This window comes from Pseudomonas sp. 10-1B, assembly GCF_000935045.1.
GTDB lineage: Bacteria > Pseudomonadota > Gammaproteobacteria > Pseudomonadales > Pseudomonadaceae > Aquipseudomonas.
The window spans coordinates 26,956-44,187 of the sequence record NZ_JYKS01000033.1 but is presented as its reverse complement, the minus strand read 5'-3'; the positions used below and the strand labels follow the sequence as shown (position 1 = coordinate 44,187).

14 protein-coding genes, 4 tRNA genes and 1 pseudogene are annotated in these 17,232 nt (G+C 64.2%); 7 read left to right on the top strand and 12 right to left on the bottom strand.

Going from position 1 to position 17,232, the window contains the following annotated elements:
- Window positions 1-33 precede the first annotated feature (33 nt).
- From TZ03_RS18440 to TZ03_RS32015, 3 genes and pseudogenes are all read left to right on the top strand, one after another.
- The gene (locus TZ03_RS18440) at window positions 34-1,002 is read left to right on the top strand and encodes an EAL domain-containing protein (RefSeq protein WP_051099634.1); all 969 of its coding nucleotides are present in this window, start codon (window positions 34-36) and stop codon (window positions 1,000-1,002) included.
- Window positions 1,003-1,145: 143 nt separating this feature from the next.
- Window positions 1,146-1,295: pseudogene (locus TZ03_RS30495) on the top strand (diguanylate phosphodiesterase); the annotation flags it as partial.
- A complete protein-coding gene (locus TZ03_RS32015) occupies window positions 1,292-1,606 on the top strand; it encodes a hypothetical protein (protein ID WP_051099632.1) in 315 nt (104 codons plus the stop codon). The pseudogene TZ03_RS30495 and the gene TZ03_RS32015, both read left to right, overlap by 4 nt.
- A 60-nt stretch (window positions 1,607-1,666) precedes the next feature.
- Here TZ03_RS32015 and TZ03_RS18425 read toward each other — a convergent pair whose 3' ends face one another.
- From TZ03_RS18425 to TZ03_RS18390, 8 genes are all read right to left on the bottom strand, one after another.
- Window positions 1,667-2,035: a hypothetical protein gene (locus TZ03_RS18425; protein ID WP_013971408.1), complete on the bottom strand. Its 369-nt coding sequence runs from the start codon at window positions 2,033-2,035 to the stop codon at window positions 1,667-1,669.
- Window positions 2,032-2,370 carry a helix-turn-helix domain-containing protein gene (locus tag TZ03_RS18420; protein WP_051099631.1) on the bottom strand — a complete coding sequence of 113 codons (339 nt, stop codon included), beginning with the start codon at window positions 2,368-2,370 and terminating at the stop codon, window positions 2,032-2,034. Before TZ03_RS18420 ends, TZ03_RS18425 begins: the two co-directional genes overlap by 4 nt.
- Before the next feature lie 99 nt (window positions 2,371-2,469).
- On the bottom strand, window positions 2,470-2,907 hold the full coding sequence (locus TZ03_RS18415; RefSeq protein WP_051099630.1) for a YkvA family protein: 438 nt from the start codon (window positions 2,905-2,907) through the stop codon (window positions 2,470-2,472).
- Window positions 2,908-3,203: 296 nt separating this feature from the next.
- On the bottom strand, window positions 3,204-3,968 hold the full coding sequence (locus tag TZ03_RS18410; RefSeq protein WP_051099629.1) for an FKBP-type peptidyl-prolyl cis-trans isomerase: 765 nt from the start codon (window positions 3,966-3,968) through the stop codon (window positions 3,204-3,206).
- A gap of 187 nt (window positions 3,969-4,155) precedes the next feature.
- Window positions 4,156-5,088, bottom strand: a complete 933-nt coding sequence (pcaQ, locus tag TZ03_RS18405) for a pca operon transcription factor PcaQ (RefSeq protein ID WP_051099628.1) — start codon at window positions 5,086-5,088, stop codon at window positions 4,156-4,158.
- A 159-nt stretch (window positions 5,089-5,247) separates the two neighbouring features.
- Window positions 5,248-5,610, bottom strand: a complete 363-nt coding sequence (nirD, locus tag TZ03_RS18400) for a nitrite reductase small subunit NirD (protein ID WP_051099627.1) — start codon at window positions 5,608-5,610, stop codon at window positions 5,248-5,250.
- The gene (gene nirB, locus TZ03_RS18395) at window positions 5,610-8,162 is read right to left on the bottom strand and encodes a nitrite reductase large subunit NirB (protein WP_051099626.1); all 2,553 of its coding nucleotides are present in this window, start codon (window positions 8,160-8,162) and stop codon (window positions 5,610-5,612) included. Before nirB ends, nirD begins: the two co-directional genes overlap by 1 nt.
- Before the next feature lie 292 nt (window positions 8,163-8,454).
- On the bottom strand, window positions 8,455-12,480 hold the full coding sequence (locus tag TZ03_RS18390; protein WP_051099625.1) for a bifunctional nitrate reductase/sulfite reductase flavoprotein subunit alpha: 4,026 nt from the start codon (window positions 12,478-12,480) through the stop codon (window positions 8,455-8,457).
- 340 nt (window positions 12,481-12,820) lie between these two features.
- Between TZ03_RS18390 and map the strand changes: the two genes are divergently transcribed.
- The gene (gene map / locus TZ03_RS18385; RefSeq protein ID WP_051099624.1) at window positions 12,821-13,597 is read left to right on the top strand and encodes a type I methionyl aminopeptidase; all 777 of its coding nucleotides are present in this window, start codon (window positions 12,821-12,823) and stop codon (window positions 13,595-13,597) included.
- A 239-nt stretch (window positions 13,598-13,836) separates the two neighbouring features.
- On the opposite strand, the gene TZ03_RS18380 is transcribed toward map, so the two are convergent.
- The 4 genes from TZ03_RS18380 to TZ03_RS18365 form a co-directional block, all read right to left on the bottom strand.
- Window positions 13,837-13,913: transfer RNA gene (locus TZ03_RS18380), tRNA-Asp, on the bottom strand.
- A gap of 13 nt (window positions 13,914-13,926) precedes the next feature.
- Window positions 13,927-14,002, bottom strand: a tRNA-Val gene (locus TZ03_RS18375).
- Between the two features lie 173 nt (window positions 14,003-14,175).
- A tRNA-Asp gene (locus TZ03_RS18370) sits at window positions 14,176-14,252 on the bottom strand.
- 13 nt (window positions 14,253-14,265) lie between these two features.
- Window positions 14,266-14,341, bottom strand: a tRNA-Val gene (locus TZ03_RS18365).
- Window positions 14,342-14,557: 216 nt separating this feature from the next.
- Here TZ03_RS18365 and rdgC point away from each other — a divergent pair.
- The 3 genes from rdgC (at window position 14,558) to sugE (ending at window position 17,228) form a co-directional block, all read left to right on the top strand.
- Window positions 14,558-15,478: a recombination-associated protein RdgC gene (rdgC, locus tag TZ03_RS18360; RefSeq protein WP_051099623.1), complete on the top strand. Its 921-nt coding sequence runs from the start codon at window positions 14,558-14,560 to the stop codon at window positions 15,476-15,478.
- 167 nt (window positions 15,479-15,645) lie between these two features.
- A complete protein-coding gene (locus TZ03_RS18355) occupies window positions 15,646-16,611 on the top strand; it encodes a bile acid:sodium symporter family protein (protein WP_051099622.1) in 966 nt (321 codons plus the stop codon).
- A gap of 299 nt (window positions 16,612-16,910) precedes the next feature.
- Entirely contained in the window at window positions 16,911-17,228 is a 318-nt protein-coding gene (gene sugE, locus TZ03_RS18350; RefSeq protein WP_051099621.1) for a quaternary ammonium compound efflux SMR transporter SugE, read from the top strand.
- The last annotated feature ends 4 nt before the right edge of the window (window positions 17,229-17,232 follow it).

The following is a 17,232-nucleotide window of genomic DNA, read 5'->3' as shown; positions in this document are numbered from 1 at the left end:
AACGCCCGGCCCTTTCACTTTCAGGAATACGCCATGACCGTTGCCGAACAGCTCAGTGCCTTGAGCGCCATCCTGGCTCAACGCAGCATTCACAGTCTGTTCCAGCCGATCATGTGCCTGAGCCAACAACGGGTGTTCGGCCATGAGGCGCTGAGCCGCGGCCCGTCCAACAGCCCGCTGCACGCGCCGCTCAACTTGTTCACCGTCGCCCGCCAGGCCGGCCGCCTGACCGAGCTGGAAGCCGCCTGCCGGGAAAGTGCCTGCCGGCGTTTCAGCGAACAGCAGTTGCAGGGCAAGCTGTTTCTCAACATCTCGCCAGAGTCGCTGCTGGAGCCGCACTACCCGTCCGGCCTGACCCTCAAGCTGCTCGAACAGGTCGGCCTGCCGCCCAGCCGGGTGGTGATCGAGCTGACCGAGCACACCCCGACCGACGACTTCCAGCTGCTGTCCACGGCCCTGCACCACTACCGCGACATGGGCTTCTCGATTGCCCTTGACGATTTGGGGGCTGGTTATTCGAGCCTGCGCTTATGGTCGGAGCTGCGCCCCGAATACGTGAAGATCGACCGGCACTTCATCGACGGCATCCACCGCGACCCGCTCAAGCGCGAGTTCGTCGGTTCCATCCTGCAGATTGCGCGGGCATCGAAGGCGCAGGTGATTGCCGAAGGGATCGAGCTGGCCGAGGAGCTGGCAGTGCTGGTGGAGATGGGCGTAGACCTGGTGCAGGGCTACCTGCTGGGGCGGCCGCAGGAGCTGGGGATACGGGAAAGCCAGTCGCTACCGGTGCTGATGAGCATGCCCTTGGCTGAACAGCCGACGGTGCGGCTGAATGCCACGATTGCGCAGTTGCTGGAGATGTTTGGTCGGCACCAGCATCTGGATGCATTGCAGGTGGTGGATGCCGATGGCAGGCCTTGTGGTTTGATTCACCGGGATGCGTTGCCTGTCATGGCCCTATCGCCGGCAAGCCAGCTCCCACAGGTTCACCACAGGCTTTGAGCCTTGCGCTGTATCTGTGGGAGCGGCCTTGTGTCGCGATAGGGCCGCAAAGCGGCCCCGGCATTCTTTGCGGCAAAGCTGAGAATCTGGGGCTGCTGCGCAGCCCTTTCGCGACGCAAGGCCGCTCCCACAAGGATCCGCGGCTGGAGATGTTTGGTCGGCACCAGCATCTGGATGCATTGCAGGTGGTGGATGCCGATGGCAGGCCTTGTGGTTTGATTCATCGGGATGCGTTGCCTGTCATGGCCCTATCGCCGGCAAGCCAGCTCCCACAGGTTCACCACAGGCTTTGAGCCTTGCGCTGTACCTGTGGGAGCTGGCTTGTGTCGCGATAGGGCCGCAAAGCGGCCCCGGCATTCTTTGCGGCGAAGCTGAGAATCTGGGGCTGCTGCGCAGCCCTTTCGCGACGCAAGGCCGCTCCCACAAGGATCCGCGTTCAGGCCGTTTCGGGTTGCTGGAGATGTTTGGTCGGCACCAGCATCTGGATGCATTGCAGGTGGTGGATGCCGATGGCAGGCCTTGTGGTTTGATTCACCGGGATGCGTTGCCTGTCATGGCCCTATCGCCGGCAAGCCAGCTCCCACAGGTTCACCACAGGCTTTGAGCCTTGCGCTGTACCTGTGGGAGCTGGCTTGCCGGCGATAGGGCCGGAACAGGTAACGACTCAGGCCGTTTCGGGATAGCTGTACTCGAATACCCGAACCACTTCGGAGGCGTGCCACGACGCTGCCTCCATGCCATCGACCGGCCCGGAAAAGCGCCCCAGGCGCTCTACGCACTCAAAAAAGCCGGTACGTGGCAAACGGCTGGCGCCCTGGCTGATCACCAGCGAGCTGCGCAATGGCTGCTCGGCCCGGGCATCCAGCACCGCCAGGTACTCCAGCGCGGCGGTGAGCGTCTGCATGGCCGGGCTGGGCAATTGCAAGCGCTCGATCAGCGCTCGGTAGGTCAGCAAGTGACGTTGACGACGGGCCAGGTCAAGCTCGCCCAGCAGGTTATCCCAGTGCTGGCGGCTGATCCTGACCTGGCTCATGACGGCTCACTCCAGCCAGCCACCCCCAGGTGCCAGGCCAGGGCGCGGCGAATGGCAGCGTCCGGCTGACGTTCGCCCGACTCGATCATGGCCAGGTAAGCCGGGCTTACCCCCACATTGCGCGCCAGTTGCTCAGGGGCGATGCCCTTGGCCTGGCGAATCTGCGCGACTTCGCTGAACGCCGGCAAAGGCGCACTGGCCGCGCTGCCTTGCTCCTCAACGACAACCGCCTCGGCAGGCGCCTGCCCCGCGGCCTTGAGCAACGCTTGGTACTGCGCCCAAGGAACGACGGCGTACTCGGGTTGACCGTCCCGGCTGATGACCTGAATACCCATTACAAACCCCTCAAAAGGATTACCGCATGTAATCCGTAGGCATAATCCTTATGCCAATTATATTACCAACTCCGGGAGTCTGTGCAGATCAGGCCAATTTCACTTGTTGCGCTCCAGCAGCAGCGCTTCGGGGGTGGCAGGCAGCCGCTCGACCACACGCAGCCGTTCGGGCGCCTGGCTGTCGCGCCAGGCCTTGAAACGCGCCAGTTCGTCGGCCACGGTCTTGAGCACCCAACCGAGTACCGCGATGTCATCGAGGAAACCTACGCCCAGCAACCAGTCGGGGATGGCATCGATGGGGCTGACGAAATACAGCAGGCCGGCCACGATGGTGACCAGTGCCTTGGGGCTGATGGCGCGGTATTCGCCGCGCCACCAGGCCAGGCACAGCCCCTGCAGCAGCTTCAGGTCGTCACGCAGCTGGCCGATGCGCGGGCCCTTGCGGGCCACCGCGAACAGCAAGGCCGGCAGCCGGCCACGGCTGAGCAGGCGCTCGGCCAGGGGCAGGAAGCGGGCGAAATTCCAGGGTGCGCTCATGGTGCCTCCGAGAGGGAAAAGGTTATCCACATTTATTGTGGATAACCTTGTGAACAGGGCCAAGTTTCTGACCCCAGGTGCCTGACAGGCAAGGGCCCCGGTCAGATCGGGCGTTTTTTACACAGTCGTTTCATGCCGTGGGTACCTGGGGCGCAAACGATTTGCGTCAGAAGCATTGTACTTGTGCAAGCTGCATTTCCTCGGACAGTATCAGCAGTTACAGGTTCGTCCAACCACCAGGTACACAAACGAAAACGCCCCGTCGGAACGGGGCGTTTTGCGTGGGCCAGCCAGTATTACTTGGCAGGCGCTTCAGCAGGGGCTTCGGCCGGTGCCTCGGCTTCCGGCTCGGCGCCTTGCAGCTGGGCCGGGTCCTTGATGGCGATCAGTTCCAGATCGAACACCAACACCGAGTTGGCCGGGATCAGCGGGCTTGGGCTCTGTGCGCCGTAGGCCAGTTCAGCCGGGATGAACAGCTTGTACTTCTCACCGACGTGCATCAGTTGCAGGCCTTCGACCCAACCCGGGATCACGCCGCTGACCGGCAGGTCGATCGGGCTGCCGCGCTCGACGGAGCTGTCGAACACCTTGCCATCGATCAGCTTGCCTTCGTAGTGGACAGTGACCACATCGGTCGGCTTGGGCTGCGCGCCTTCGGCCTTCTTGACCACTTCATACTGCAGGCCGGAAGCGGTGGTGACCACGCCTGGCTTCTTGGCGTTTTCTTCGAGGAACTTCTTGCCGGCGGAGGCAGCTTCTTCGCTGGCCTTGGCCAGGCGCTCTTCGGCGCGCTTCTGCAGCGCGGTGAAGGCTTCTACCAGCTCTTCGTCCTTGATGCGCTGTTCCTTCTTGCCAACAGCGTCTTCGATGCCGAGGGCGACGGCTTTCGAATCAAGGTCTTCCATGCCTTCCTGAGCCAGGCTCTTGCCCATGTTCAGGCCGATACCGTAGGAGGCTTTCTGTGCCGGAGTCTTCAGCTCGGGGCTGCTGGCTTGTTGATCACAGCCAGCCAGTACCAGGCCTACCAGGGCAACCGCAGCCGCCAAACGATGCTGTTTCATGCTATTTCCTTGTTCATGCGCCATAAGGGCAATCAGGGTAAAGCCGCGAGCTTAGCAGGCGGCCATCACCAATGGCTACCGGCATAGGAGCGGGTTTTGGTAAGGAAGTTCAGTAGTTAAAGGCTTATTCATCCTAGCGTTTGCAGCCACTGGCCAGTATTGACCAGTTGTGCCGCTTTTCCATCACTCAGGGGTAGTTGCCTTCGCGGTACTCCCCTGCCACTTCGCGCAGCACCTCGCACACCCATTGCCCCGGCAAACTCTGCGGCAAGGCGGCATTACGGCAGATGCCCACCGAGCCGCCCGGCTCGCGCACACCCAGGTCAAGCTCGACCAGCTCGCCACGGCGCAGGTCGAGCAACACCGCGTCGCGCGGCGCTACCCACACCGCTTCGCTACCCAGCAGGTAGCGCCGGCTCAGGGCCAGGGACAGGGTTTCCAGACGTTGCGCCGGCATCTGGATGCCGCATTGCACGAACAGGCTGTCGGCGTGCTGGCGGATGGTGGTGCCCGCGGGCGGCAACACCAGCGGGTAACGCCCCACCTGTGCCCGTTCCACTGGCGAGCTGGCCAGCAATGGGTGGCCCGGCCGCACCACCAGGCTCATCGATTCGCTGTACAGGTGCTCGAACGACAGGCCCTGGATCTGCGGGCTGTCGGTCATGCGCCCGACCACCAGCTCCAGCTCACCCAGGTGCAGTTGGCCAAGCAACTGCGCGCTGACCCCGGTGACCACACTGATCACCAGCGCTTCATGGCGCTGGTGCAGGCGACAGAGCACTTCGGGCATGAGCAGGCCTTCGACCGTGGACAGCACGCCGATACGCACCTGCGACGGCGCCCGCGCTTCGCCACGCAGGCTGCTGACGCCATCGCGCAGGGCCTGCACGCTGGGCCCGGCGTAGCGCATGAAACGCGCCCCGGCCGGGGTCAGCTCGACGCCCTGGCGGCTGCGCGCGAACAGGCGTGCTTCGAGCAGGTCTTCGAGTTCCTTGAGGGTCTTGGAAATCGCCGGCTGGCTGATGGCCAGGATATCGGCAGCCCTGGCCAGGCTGCCCTGCCGGGCAATCTCCAGGAAGCACAGCAGGTGGCGGTACTTGATGCGGGTGTCGAGGTTCATGGCCGCAAGCTTACCGCATTGCTGCTGACAGATAATCTGCTTTGGCCCCTTCGCGGGCACGCCCGCTCCCACAGGTACTGCACATGTCTGGACTGTTGTGGGTATTCCTGTGGGAGCGGGCGTGCCCGCGAAAGGGCCGATACAGGCAGCAGATGAATATCAGGCGACAGCCAACTCGACAGCTTCACCATTCAGGCGCACCGGCCACACCCGCAGGCGCTGCCCGGCATCCTCCAGGCACTCGCCGCTCTGCAGGCTGAAGTGCTGCTTGTACAACGGCGCGGCCACCACCAACTCGCCCTGCACACTGCCCACCAGCCCGCGGCCAATGATGTTGGCACCGGAGCGCGGGTCGCGGTTGGCCACCGCGTACAGCGGCTGCGCCTGCCCCGGCAGGTAGAACAAGGCCACCTGGGCCCCATCGAGCCACACCACCACCCCGGAATCGGCCACCAGGTCATCCGCCTGGCAAACCGCCTGCCAGTTCTCTTGGGTTTTCACAGCAGCATTGGACAGGTTCATCAGACAGCCTCCTCGACAGTGGGAATCAGGTGCAGCGGTGCAGCAGGCCGGCGTTGTTCGCGTTCGCGCACGAAATGCACGTCCGGGTCGGCGCGCCGGTCGTTGACGAAGGTACGGAAGCGCTTGAGCTTCTCAGGGTCGTTCAGGGCGTTGGCCCACTCGCATTCATACTGGTCGACCACATGCTGCATCTGCGCTTCCAGCTCAGCGGCCAACCCCAGGCTGTCGTCGATGATCACCTGCTTCAGGTAATCCAGCCCGCCTTCCAGGCTCTCGCGCCACACCGAGGTACGCTGCAACTTGTCGGCGGTGCGGATGTAGAACATCAGCACGCGGTCGATCAGGCGTACCAGGGTTGCGTCGTCTAGGTCGGTGGCGAACAGCTCGGCATGCCGCGGGCGCATGCCGCCGTTGCCGCACACGTAGAGGTTCCAGCCCTTGTCGGTGGCGATCACGCCAATGTCCTTGCTCTGTGCCTCGGCGCACTCGCGGGTGCAGCCAGACACCGCGAACTTGAGCTTGTGCGGGCTGCGCAGGCCCTTGTAGCGGTCTTCCAGGCGCAGGGCCATGCCGACGCTGTCCTGCACGCCATAGCGGCACCAGGTGCTGCCGACGCACGATTTCACCGTGCGGGTCGACTTGCCGTAGGCGTGGCCGGTTTCGAAGCCGGCTTCGATCAGCTCGCCCCAGATCAGCGGCAGCTCGTGCAACTGGGCACCGAACAGGTCGATGCGCTGGCCGCCGGTGATCTTGGTGTAAAGATCGTACTTCTTGGCCACCTGGCCGATGACGATGAGCTTGTCCGGGGTGATTTCACCGCCGGGGATGCGCGGCACCACCGAGTAGGTGCCGTTCTTCTGCATATTGGCCATGAAGGTGTCGTTGGTGTCCTGCAGCGGTACCAGCGCTGGGTCCATGATCGGCTGGTTCCAGCACGAGGCGAGGATGTTGCCCACCGCCGGCTTGCAGATGTCGCAGCCAACGTGGCCCTTGCCGTGGCGTTCGAGCAGTTCGTTGAAGCTGCGAATGCCGCCTACCCGGACCAGGCCGTACAGCTCCTGGCGGGTGTAGGCGAAGTGCTCGCACAGGCTCTTGTCCACTGCCACGCCGCGGGCGCTCAGCTCGTGCTCGAACACCTGCTTGAGCAAGGCCGCACAACCACCGCAACCGGTAGCGGCCTTGGTGCAGCCCTTGACGGCGGCGAGGTCGCTGCAGCCACTGTCGATAGCGGCGCAGACCGCGCCCTTGCTGACGTTGTGGCAAGAGCAGATGGTCGCGCTGTCGGGCAGTGCATCGGCGCCCAGGGCCGGCGCACCACCACTTTGCGGCAAAATCAGCGCCGCCGGGTCGGCCGGCAGGGCAATGCCGTTCTGGGCGTACTGCAGCAAGGTGTCATAGTAGCTGTTGTCGCCGACCAGTACCGCACCGAGCACGTGCTTGCCGCTGGCATCCACCACCAAACGGCGGTAGGCGCTGTTGGCTTCGTCGATGAAGCGATAGCTGCGCGCCCCCGGCGTGGCGCCGTGGGCATCGCCGATCGAGCCGACATCCACGCCCAGCAACTTGAGCTTGGTCGACATGTCGGCGCCAGTGAATGGCACCTGCGCTTCCCCCATCAGCAACGCCGCCAGGTTGCGCGCCATGCTGTAGCCCGGGGCGACCAGGCCGAACACGCTGCCATTCCACGAGGCGCATTCGCCGATGGCGAAGATGCGTGGGTCGCTGCTGCGGCAGTGGTTGTCGATCACCACGCCACCGCGGGCGGCAATCTCCAGGCCACAGGCCCGGCCCAGGGCATCCTGCGGGCGGATACCGGCGGAAAACACGATCAGGTCGGTTTCCAGGTGCTCGCCGCCGTCGAAGTTCATGCGGTAGCGGTAGGCTTCACCCTGGCTGATCGACTGAGTGGCGCGGGACAGGTGCACGCCCACGCCCAGGGCTTCGATCTGTGCCTTGAGCGCGGCACCGCCCTCGCCGTCCAGCTGCACCGGCATCAGCCGTGGGGCGAACTCCACCACATGCGCTTCCAGGCCGAGGGACTTCAACGCGTTGGCGGCCTCCAGGCCGAGCAGGCCACCACCGACCACCACACCACGGCGGGCTTCACTGGCTGCGGCGCGGATGCCATCGAGGTCGTCGAGGGTGCGATAGACCAGGCGGGCATTGCCACTGGAACCTTCGATCGGCGGCACGAAGGGGTACGAACCGGTGGCCAGCACCAGTTGGTCGTAGCCGTAGCGGCCCTCGGCAGTCACCACTTCGCCGCGTTCACGGTCGATTTCCAGCACGGCTTCCCCCAGGTGCAGGTGCACGCCGTTGGCGCCGTAGAAGTCCTGCCCGCACAAGGCCAGGGTTTCGGCACAGCTGCCGCCGAAGTACTCGGACAGGTGCACGCGGTCGTAGGCGCGTTGGCGCTCTTCGCCGAACACCCGTACCTCGAAGCGCTGCAGGGCGCCACGGCTGACCAGTTGTTCGACACAATGGTGGCCGACCATGCCGTTGCCGACGATGACCAGTCGCTGTCGTTGCCCGCTGCTCGCTGTTGCCTTCATAAGCCGATCCTCGATCAAAAAAAAAGCGCCTGGAGCCGAAGCTCCAGGCGCCTTTGCCTGTATTCATCACGGTAGGGCCCGGGTTGATCGCCGTTGATCAGTGGGCGTTGTTGTATCAGGGGTAAAGCAGGGAGTGTGCCAATCCTGTTTGCTGTGCTGGCCTCTTCGCGGGTAAACCCGCTCCTACAAGGGCCTCCACAGGTTTCCAGACCTGTGTAGGAGCGGGCTTGCCCGCGAAGAGGCCGGCACAGGCATGCACATTCTCAGTGCACAAGCCACCATCCCGGTGCATTCAATACACATCCCGCCGATAGCGCTTGGCCTTGCTCAAGCCTTCGACATAAGCCGTAGCCGCAGCCGCATCCATCCCGCCATGCTCGGCCACGATCGCCCGCAACGCCGCATCCACATCCCGGGCCATGCGCTGCGCATCGCCACACACATAGAAGTACGCCCCCGCCTCCAGCCACTGCCACAGCTGCGCGCCCTGCTCGAGCATGCGCTGCTGTACATAGATCTTCTGCGCCTGGTCCCGCGAGAACGCCGTGTCCAGGCGCAAGTGCCCTGCCGCCTGCCAGGCCAGCAGCTGCTCCTGGTAATAGAAGTCGGTGGCCGCGTACTGTTCGCCGAAGAACAGCCAGTTGCCGCCTTTCGCCCCCCGCGCCTGCCGTTCTTCGAGGAACGCACGGAACGGCGCAATGCCGGTACCGGGGCCAACCATGATCACCGGCACGCTGTCGTCTTCAGGCAGGCGGAAGTGCTTCGACACCTGCGGGAAGATCGCCACTTTCACTGCCTGCGCACGGTCGGCAAGGAAGCTTGAACACACGCCTTTGCGCTCGCCATAACGCACCGTCGATACGGTCAGGTGCACTTGGCCCGGGTGTGCCAGCGGGCTGGAACTGATCGAGTAGAGGCGCGGCTGCAAGGGCTTGAGCAAGTCGAGCCAGGTGGCCAGCGGCAGTTGCTGGGGGAAGGCGCGCAGCACATCGACCAGCTGCCGCCCCCACAACCAGTCCTGCAGTTCGGCCTTGCATTCAGGCTGCAGCAGGCGCTGCAGGTCAGCGGCATTGCTGGCGAACTCCTGCAGCTGCTGTGGCGTGACCTTGGCGATTTCCAGCTGCGTTTGCAGGGCTTCGGCCAGTGGCATGGCAGGTTGACCCTTCAACTCGACCAGTACCTGGCCATCGAGCTGCATCAGCGTCAGCAGTTCGTCGACCAAGGCCGGGCAGTTGCGCGGCCACACCCCCAGGGCATCACCGGCGGCATAGGTGAAGCCACTGCCGCCCAGGTCGAACACCAGTTGGCGGGTTTCCTTGCTGGCACCTGGGCCGTTGAGCAGGCGGTTCTCCAGCAAGGTGGCAGCCCAGGGTTGTTGCTTGCTGTAGGCCGCCACGGGTGCAGGCTCACTGAGCGGCGGCGGTACAGCGGCGCTGCCCAGGGTGGGTAGCAGGGCTTCGAGCCAGGTGGCGAAGGCTTCGTCGAAATCCGGCTCGCAGTCCACCCGCTGCAGCAGGCGCCGGCCACCCAATTCGGCCAGGCGTTGGTCGAGCTTGCGGCCAAAGCCACAGAACTGATCGTAACTGGAGTCGCCCAAGGCCAGTACCGCATAGGGCAGCTCGGCGCAGTGGCTGCCCTCCTCGCCCTGCAAGGCCTGCCAGAACGCCGTCGCGCTGTCGGGTGCGTCACCATCGCCAAAGGTGCTGGCGATCAGCACTACGCTGGCAGCGCCCTGCAACTGGCTCGGGCTGACCGCCTCCATGCAACTGAGCTGCACGTCCAGGCCGGCACCGCGCAGGCGCTCGGCACAGCGTTCGGCCAACAGCTCGCCATTACCGGTCTGCGAGGCCCACAGCACCTGATGCCGTGGCGCTGCCGGCATGGCACCGGGCAGTGCCGCCGGCTGGGCGAACAGCCCGGCCAGCAAACCGTCGACGAACAACCGGCGGTTGGCGGCCAGCGGCGCACTGGCCGGCAGGCTGGGCACACCTGCCGCGTGGGCCTGGTCCAGGCCCAGCAGGAAGCCTTGCAGGTAATGGCGCTCTTCCTCGGCCAGCACCGGGGCTGGCAGGGTATCCAGGCCAAGCAGACGAGAAAGGGTGGCGGTGGGCATGCGGGCTGGCTCCGGAGTGGGGGTGTTCAGGTCAAGGGCTTCGATGCGCTCGCCTGCGACCCGCTCCAGGGCCACGGCGCAGTGTTTGAAGGCAGGCTGCAGCGACAGCGGGTCGACCGCGTCGCAGGTCACCGCGTTGATCGCCAGTTGCTCGCCGATCAGGTCGTTCCAGTGGAATGGCGCGAAGCAGTTGCCTGGCATGACCCGGTCGCTGATTCGCGCTGGCAGCACGGCCTGGCCACGGCGCGAGCGAATGGCCACCTGGTCCTTTTCGGCGATGCCCAGCCGTGTGGCATCGTCAGGGTGGATTTCGACGAAGGGGCCGGGCTCCAGCTTGTTCAGCGCCGGCACCTTGCCGGTCTTGGTCAGGGTGTGCCACTGGTGCTGCACGCGGCCGGTATTCAGCACCATGGGGTAGTCGGCATCCGGCAGTTCCGCTGCCGGCAACCAGGGCCGAGCGAAGAAGCGGGCCTTGCCGCTGGCCGTCGGGAAGGCCAACTCCGGGCATTCGCCCTGGGCATCATGCAGCAGCGCCTGGCTGCTGCCGTCATTGCGGTAGCGCAAGGGGCTGCGCGGGTTGTCGCGGCCTGGCGCGCAGGGCCACTGGCGCGGCTGCTCGCGCAATTCGGCATAGCCAATGCCACGCAGGTCGTAGCCAGTCGCCGGGTTGTGGAAGCGGCGGATCTCCTCGTACACCGCTTCGGCATCGGGGTAATCGAAGGCTTCGGTGTAGCCCATGGCGCAGGCGACCCGGGCAATGATCTGCCAGTCCGCCAGGCTTTGCCCCGGTGGTTCGACGGCGCGCGGCATCAGGGTCAGGTTGCGCTCGCTGTTGATCATCACACCCTCGCCTTCGGCCCACAGCGCGGCTGGCAGGAGGATGTCGGCATAGCGGTTGGTTTCGGTGTCGAGAAAGGCGTCCTGGGTGATCACCAGTTCGGCCTCGCGCAGGCCGTCGATTACCTGCTGGCGGTTGGCGACGCTGGCCACCGGGTTGCTGCAGATGATCCAGCAGGCTTTTACCTCACCGCTGTTCATCTGCTCGAACAGCGCCACCGTACCCTCGCCCCCCTCCGCGCGCAGGCTGCCGGGTTGCAGGCCCCACTGCGCCTCGACGAAGGCGCGATCCGCCGCCACCAGTGCCGAGCGCTGGCCTGGCAGGCCGGGCCCCATGTAGCCCATCTCGCGGCCGCCCATGGCATTGGGCTGCCCGGTCAGCGAGAATGGCCCGCTGCCGGGGCGGCAGATGGCGCCGGTGGCCAGGTGCAGGTTGCAGATGGCGTTGGTGTGCCAGGTACCGTGGATGCTCTGGTTAAGGCCCATGGTCCAGCAGCTCATCCATTCGCTGGCGCTGCCGATCCATTCGGCGGCCTTGATGATGTCGGCCTCGGCCAGGCCGGTGATAGCGGCTACGCGCTCGGGGGTATAGTCGTCGAGGAAGGCCGGTAGTTCGTCCCAGCCTTCGGTATAGCGGGCGATGAAGTCGGGGTCGGTATGGCCATTGCGCTGCAGCAGGTGCAACAGGCCGTTGAGCAAGGCCATGTCGCTGCCGGGGCGCACCTGCAGGAACAGGTCGGCCTTGTCGGCGGTGGCGCTGCGCCGCGGGTCGACAACGATCAGTTTGGCCCCGGCCTTGACCCGGTCGAGCATGCGCAGGAACAGGATCGGGTGGCAGTCGGCCATGTTGGCGCCGATCACCAGGAACACCTCGGCGTGCTCGAAGTCCTGGTAGCTGCCGGGTGGGCCGTCGGCACCGAGCGACAGCTTGTAGCCGCTGCCGGCGCTGGCCATGCACAGGCGCGAGTTGGACTCGATGTAGCGGGTGCGGATAAAACCCTTGGCCAGCTTGTTGGCCAGGTATTGGGCCTCCAGCGACATCTGCCCGGACACATACAGGGCCACGGCGTCGGGGCCATGCTGGTCGATGATGCCGCGCAAGCGTGTGGCGGCGGCGGTGATGGCTTGGTCGATGCCGGTGCGTGCCGGTTGCTGGCTGCGCTGCTGGCGCACATAGGCGTCTTCCAGGCGCCCGGCGGCTGTCAGCGGCAGGTGCGCGGTAAGGCCTTTGGTGCACAGGCGGCCGAAGTTGCTGGGGTGCTGCTTGTCGCCGCTGACCTTGCCGACCTTGCCATCGGCAACGCTCATGACGATGCCGCAACCGACGCCGCAATAGGGGCAGACGCTGCGTACTTCGCTGTTGGCCATGGGCGCTCTCCCCTTTCGGAAATGCAAAAAGGCGCCGGCTGCCCCGGCTTGCAGAAGCAAGCTGGGCAACACGGCGCCTTTGTCGTGAAATTGTGTGGGCTATCGGCGTTGATGGCCCGGGATGAAGGTGGATCAGCAATTAATGGGCCAGCTGTGTCGGCCTCTTCGCGGGCTTGCCCGCTCCCACAGGGATATCACCAGGCCTCAGGGTGATGATGTACCTGTGGGAGCGGGCAAGCCCGCGAAGAGGCCGGCACAGGCAGCGCACCATGCGGTGGCAAGCCGACGCCCCGTGGCGCTATGCTGGGGCAAATTCCAGCATGAGCAACTGCCCTCCCCAATGTCCCAGGTGATCCTCAAGACCCCCGCCCAACTCGACCTGATGCGCCGCGCCGGCCAGCTACTGGCCCAAGTATTCGCCGACCTCGACGGTTTCATCCGTCCCGGCGTGACCACGATGCAGATCAACGACCGTGCCGAAGCCTTTATCGTCGACACCCTCAAGGCCCGCCCGGCGAGCAAGGGCCAGTACGGCTTCCCCTACTCGCTCAATACTTCGGTGGACCATGTGGTGTGCCACGGTGTGCCCAAAGTCGATGAAGTGCTCAAGGAAGGCTCGATCATCAACGTCGACATCACCCTGGAACAGGGCGGCTATATCGCCGACTCGTCGAAGATGTACAGCATCGGGCAAGTCAGCGATGAAGCCCGACGCTTGGTCGACAGCACCTATGACGCGCTGTGGAAAGGCATCGAGCAGGTGCGCCCTGGAGCGACGCTGGGCGATATCGGCCATGCCATCCAGGCCCATGCCGAAGCGGCGGGCTACAGCGTGGTGCGCGAGTATTGCGGGCATGGCATCGGCCAGCAGATGCATGAAGGGCCTGAGGTGCTACACGTTGGCCAGCGCGGCATGGGCATGAAGTTGAAGCCGGGGATGGTGTTCACCATCGAGCCGATGATCAACCAAGGTGGGCGCGGGACGCGAACGTTGAAGGATGGCTGGACGGTGATTACCCGCGACCATGGCTTGTCGGCGCAGTGGGAGCATACGGTGGCGGTGACTGAGGATGGGTTTGAGGTGCTGACGTTGCGCGAAGAGGAGCTTCGCCGCTGAAATTGCTGGGGGCGCTTTGCGCCCCTATCGCGACACAAGGCCGCTCCCACAGGTACAGCGCCCTCCTGAAAGATAATGCGGTTACTGTGGGAGCGGGCGTGCCCGCGAAGGGCTGCAGAGCAGCCCCAGTAAAATTTCATAAGCGATGAAATCTCTCAGGGTGCACAAACAAAAAAAGCGACCCTAAGGTCGCTTTCTTTGTGACTTCCGGGTGTTCAGTAGGCCCTGGAAGTGGAATATGGCGCAGCGGACGGGACTCGAACCCGCGACCCCCGGCGTGACAGGCCGGTATTCTAACCGACTGAACTACCGCTGCGCTATACATCGAGTGGTGGGTGATGACGGGATCGAACCGCCGACCCTCTGCTTGTAAGGCAGATGCTCTCCCGGCTGAGCTAATCACCCATGTGTCTCGGTGTGGCGCGCATTCTACGGGCGACTTGACGCTCTGGCAAGCACTTATCGAAGTTTTTGCAAACTTCGATGAAATGCCAAAAATCAGGCACAAAAAAAAAAGCGACCCTAAGGTCGCTTTCTTTGTTACTTCCGGGTGTTCAGTGGGCCCTGGAAGTGGAATATGGCGCAGCGGACGGGACTCGAACCCGCGACCCCCGGCGTGACAGGCCGGTATTCTAACCGACTGAACTACCGCTGCGCTATACATCGAGTGGTGGGTGATGACGGGATCGAACCGCCGACCCTCTGCTTGTAAGGCAGATGCTCTCCCGGCTGAGCTAATCACCCTTCGTCTCGGTGTGGCGCGCATTCTACGGATGGCCCTGCACCCTGGCAAGCACTTTTTGAACTTTTTTCAAAAAAAACCTCATGTCTTTCAAAGACCTAGCGTTGCCGGGCGTTTCTTTGCGCCATAAACGGCTAGTGGCACTGCGACAGGGCTGGCCTCAGACCACCGCTCGGAGAATAATGCCCGCCTTATGCATTAAGGAGAGATTGCCCCTCATGTGGTTCAAGAACCTGCTGACCTACCGCCTGACCCAGGATGTCCCGTTCGAGGCTGAAGCGCTGGAAGCCGCCCTGGCCAGCAAGCCGGCCCGCCCCTGCGCCAGCCAGGAGCTGACCACCTATGGTTTCGTCGCGCCGTTCGGCAAAGGCGAAGACGCTCCCCTGGTGCATGTCAGCGGTGAGTACCTGCTGATTGCGGCACGTAAAGAAGAACGCATCCTGCCTAGCAGCGTGGTCAACGACGCGGTCAAGGAAAAGGTCGAAGAGATCGAGACCGAGCAGATGCGCAAGGTCTACAAAAAGGAACGCGACCAGATCAAGGACGAGATCATCCAGGCCTTCCTGCCGCGTGCGTTCATCCGCCGCTCGATGATCTTCGCCGCCATCGCCCCGCGCCAGGGCGTGATCCTGGTCAACTCGGCCAGCGCCAAGCGTGCCGAAGACCTGCTGTCGACCCTGCGTGAAGTGATGGGTTCGCTGCCGGTGCGCCCGGCCACAGTGAAAATCGCGCCAACCGCCACCATGACCGACTGGGTCAAGTCGCAGCAAGCCGCCGAAGGCTTCTATGTGCTGGACGAGTGCGAACTGCGCGACACTGCCGAAGACGGCGGTATCGTGCGCTGCAAGCGCCAGGACCTGACCAGCGAGGAAATCCAGCTGCACCTGAGCACTGGCAAGGTAGTGACCCAGCTGGCTCTGGCCTGGCAGGACAAGCTGTCGTTCATTCTCGATGACAAGATGGTGATCAAGCGCCTGAAGTTCGAAGAACTGCTGCAGGAGCAGGCCGAGCAGGATGGTGGTGATGAGGCTGCGCAGCAGTTCGATGCCAGCTTCCAGCTGATGATGATGACCTTTGCCGAGTTCCTGCCGGTGCTGTTCGAAGCGCTGGGTGGCGAGGAGATTCCGCAAGGGGTCTGATGTGTCTTGAAATGCCGGTGCTGGCCTGAAAGTCATTTTTTGCCAGTACCGGCCCTTTCGCGGGCAAGCCCGCTCCTACGAGGGATCGTCGTACCTTTGTAGGAGCGGGCTTGCCCGCGAAAGGGTCAGTGAAACTCTTGAATTCATAAATATAAAAGGACTTGCCCATGCGTGCCCTCGCCGCCTTAAGCCGCTTCGTCGGCAATACCTTCGCCCTGTGGGTGCTGGTGTTCGCCGTGCTGGCCTTCCTGCAACCGCAATGGTTCATCGCCCTCAAGGTCGCCATCGTGCCGCTGCTGGGCCTGGTGATGTTCGGCATGGGCCTTACCCTCAAGCTCGACGACTTCGCCGCCCTCGCCCGCCAGCCCTGGCGGGTGATGCTGGGGGTGGTCGCGCATTTCGTGATCATGCCGGGCATGGCCTGGCTGCTATGCCAGCTGTTCCACCTGCCGCCGGAAATCGCCGTGGGCGTGATTCTGGTCGGCTGCTGCCCAAGCGGCACGGCGTCGAACGTGATGGTCTGGCTGTCGCGGGGCGACCTGGCGCTGGCGGTGGCGATCGCGGCGGTCACCACCCTGCTGGCGCCGCTGCTGACCCCGGCATTGATCTGGTTCCTGGCCTCGGCCTGGTTGCCGGTGTCCTTCATGGACATGTTCTGGTCGATCCTGCAGCTGGTGATGCTGCCGATCGTGCTCGGCGTACTGGCCCAGCGCTTGCTCGGTGCCCGGGTGCAGGCGGCGGTGCAGGTGCTGCCGCTGGTGTCGGTGGTGAGCATCGTGATGATCGTGTGCGCGGTGGTAGCGGCCAGCCAGGCGAAGATCGCCGAGTCGGGGCTGCTGATCATGGCGGTGGTGATGCTGCACAACAGCTTTGGCTATTTGCTCGGCTACCTGACCGGCAAACTGTGCAAGCTGCCACTGGCCCAGCGCAAATCGCTGGCGCTGGAGGTGGGCATGCAGAATTCCGGGCTGGGGGCGGCACTGGCGGCAGCGCACTTCTCACCCCTGGCGGCGGTGCCGAGTGCGTTGTTCAGCGTTTGGCACAATATTTCCGGGGCGCTGTTGTCGACTTGGTTCCGGCGTATGGGTGAGCCTGCGGTCGAGGCTGAAGGCGTGGAGCCGGCCAGGCATTGATGGCGCCTGTACGGGCCTCTTCGCGGGCTTGCCCGCTCCCACAGGGATCACCGCTGGCTTGGAAATGGATGTTGCCTGTACTGGCCCTATCGCCGGCAAGCCGGCTCCCACAGGATTAGCACGGGCTCGGGCATTGTGGTGATCCTGTGGGAGCTGGCTTGCCGGCGATAGGGCCGGTACAGGCTTGCCCGGAAGGCTGCAGGTGTGCACCATGTTGCCCACTGTGAGGACGACCTCACGACGCACCGCGTGACCACTCCGGGGACGGCCCCATCATTCGCAACGATGGAGGGCGCACCATGTCCTGGATCATCCTGTGCTTCGCCGGCCTGTTCGAGGTCGGCTGGGCCGTCGGCCTGAAATACACCGACGGCTTCAGCAAGCCACTTCCCACTGTACTCACCGTCGCCGCCATGGCCATCAGCCTCGGCCTGCTGGGCCTGGCCATGAAGGAACTGCCGCTGGGCACCGCCTATGCCATCTGGACCGGTGTCGGCGCCGTCGGTACGGTGATCGCTGGCATCATCCTGTTCGGCGAGTCCATGGCCCTGGTACGGCTGGTCAGCGTGGCGCTGATCATTACCGGCCTGGTCGGCCTGAAAGTCAGCGCCAGCTGATTTC

What these genes read in the sequence shown, in the direction of transcription:
- TZ03_RS18440 (WP_051099634.1), top strand. Translation starts at nt 34, where the DNA reads ATGACCGTTGCCGAACAGCTCAGTGCCTTGAGCGCCATCCTGGCTCAA.
- TZ03_RS18425 (WP_013971408.1), bottom strand. Translation starts at nt 2,035, where the DNA reads ATGAGCCAGGTCAGGATCAGCCGCCAGCACTGGGATAACCTGCTGGGC.
- TZ03_RS18420 (WP_051099631.1), bottom strand. Translation starts at nt 2,370, where the DNA reads ATGGGTATTCAGGTCATCAGCCGGGACGGTCAACCCGAGTACGCCGTC.
- TZ03_RS18415 (WP_051099630.1), bottom strand. Translation starts at nt 2,907, where the DNA reads ATGAGCGCACCCTGGAATTTCGCCCGCTTCCTGCCCCTGGCCGAGCGC.
- TZ03_RS18410 (WP_051099629.1), bottom strand. Translation starts at nt 3,968, where the DNA reads ATGAAACAGCATCGTTTGGCGGCTGCGGTTGCCCTGGTAGGCCTGGTA.
- pcaQ (WP_051099628.1), bottom strand. Translation starts at nt 5,088, where the DNA reads ATGAACCTCGACACCCGCATCAAGTACCGCCACCTGCTGTGCTTCCTG.
- nirD (WP_051099627.1), bottom strand. Translation starts at nt 5,610, where the DNA reads ATGAACCTGTCCAATGCTGCTGTGAAAACCCAAGAGAACTGGCAGGCG.
- nirB (WP_051099626.1), bottom strand. Translation starts at nt 8,162, where the DNA reads ATGAAGGCAACAGCGAGCAGCGGGCAACGACAGCGACTGGTCATCGTC.
- TZ03_RS18390 (WP_051099625.1), bottom strand. Translation starts at nt 12,480, where the DNA reads ATGGCCAACAGCGAAGTACGCAGCGTCTGCCCCTATTGCGGCGTCGGT.
- map (WP_051099624.1), top strand. Translation starts at nt 12,821, where the DNA reads ATGTCCCAGGTGATCCTCAAGACCCCCGCCCAACTCGACCTGATGCGC.
- rdgC (WP_051099623.1), top strand. Translation starts at nt 14,558, where the DNA reads ATGTGGTTCAAGAACCTGCTGACCTACCGCCTGACCCAGGATGTCCCG.
- TZ03_RS18355 (WP_051099622.1), top strand. Translation starts at nt 15,646, where the DNA reads ATGCGTGCCCTCGCCGCCTTAAGCCGCTTCGTCGGCAATACCTTCGCC.
- sugE (WP_051099621.1), top strand. Translation starts at nt 16,911, where the DNA reads ATGTCCTGGATCATCCTGTGCTTCGCCGGCCTGTTCGAGGTCGGCTGG.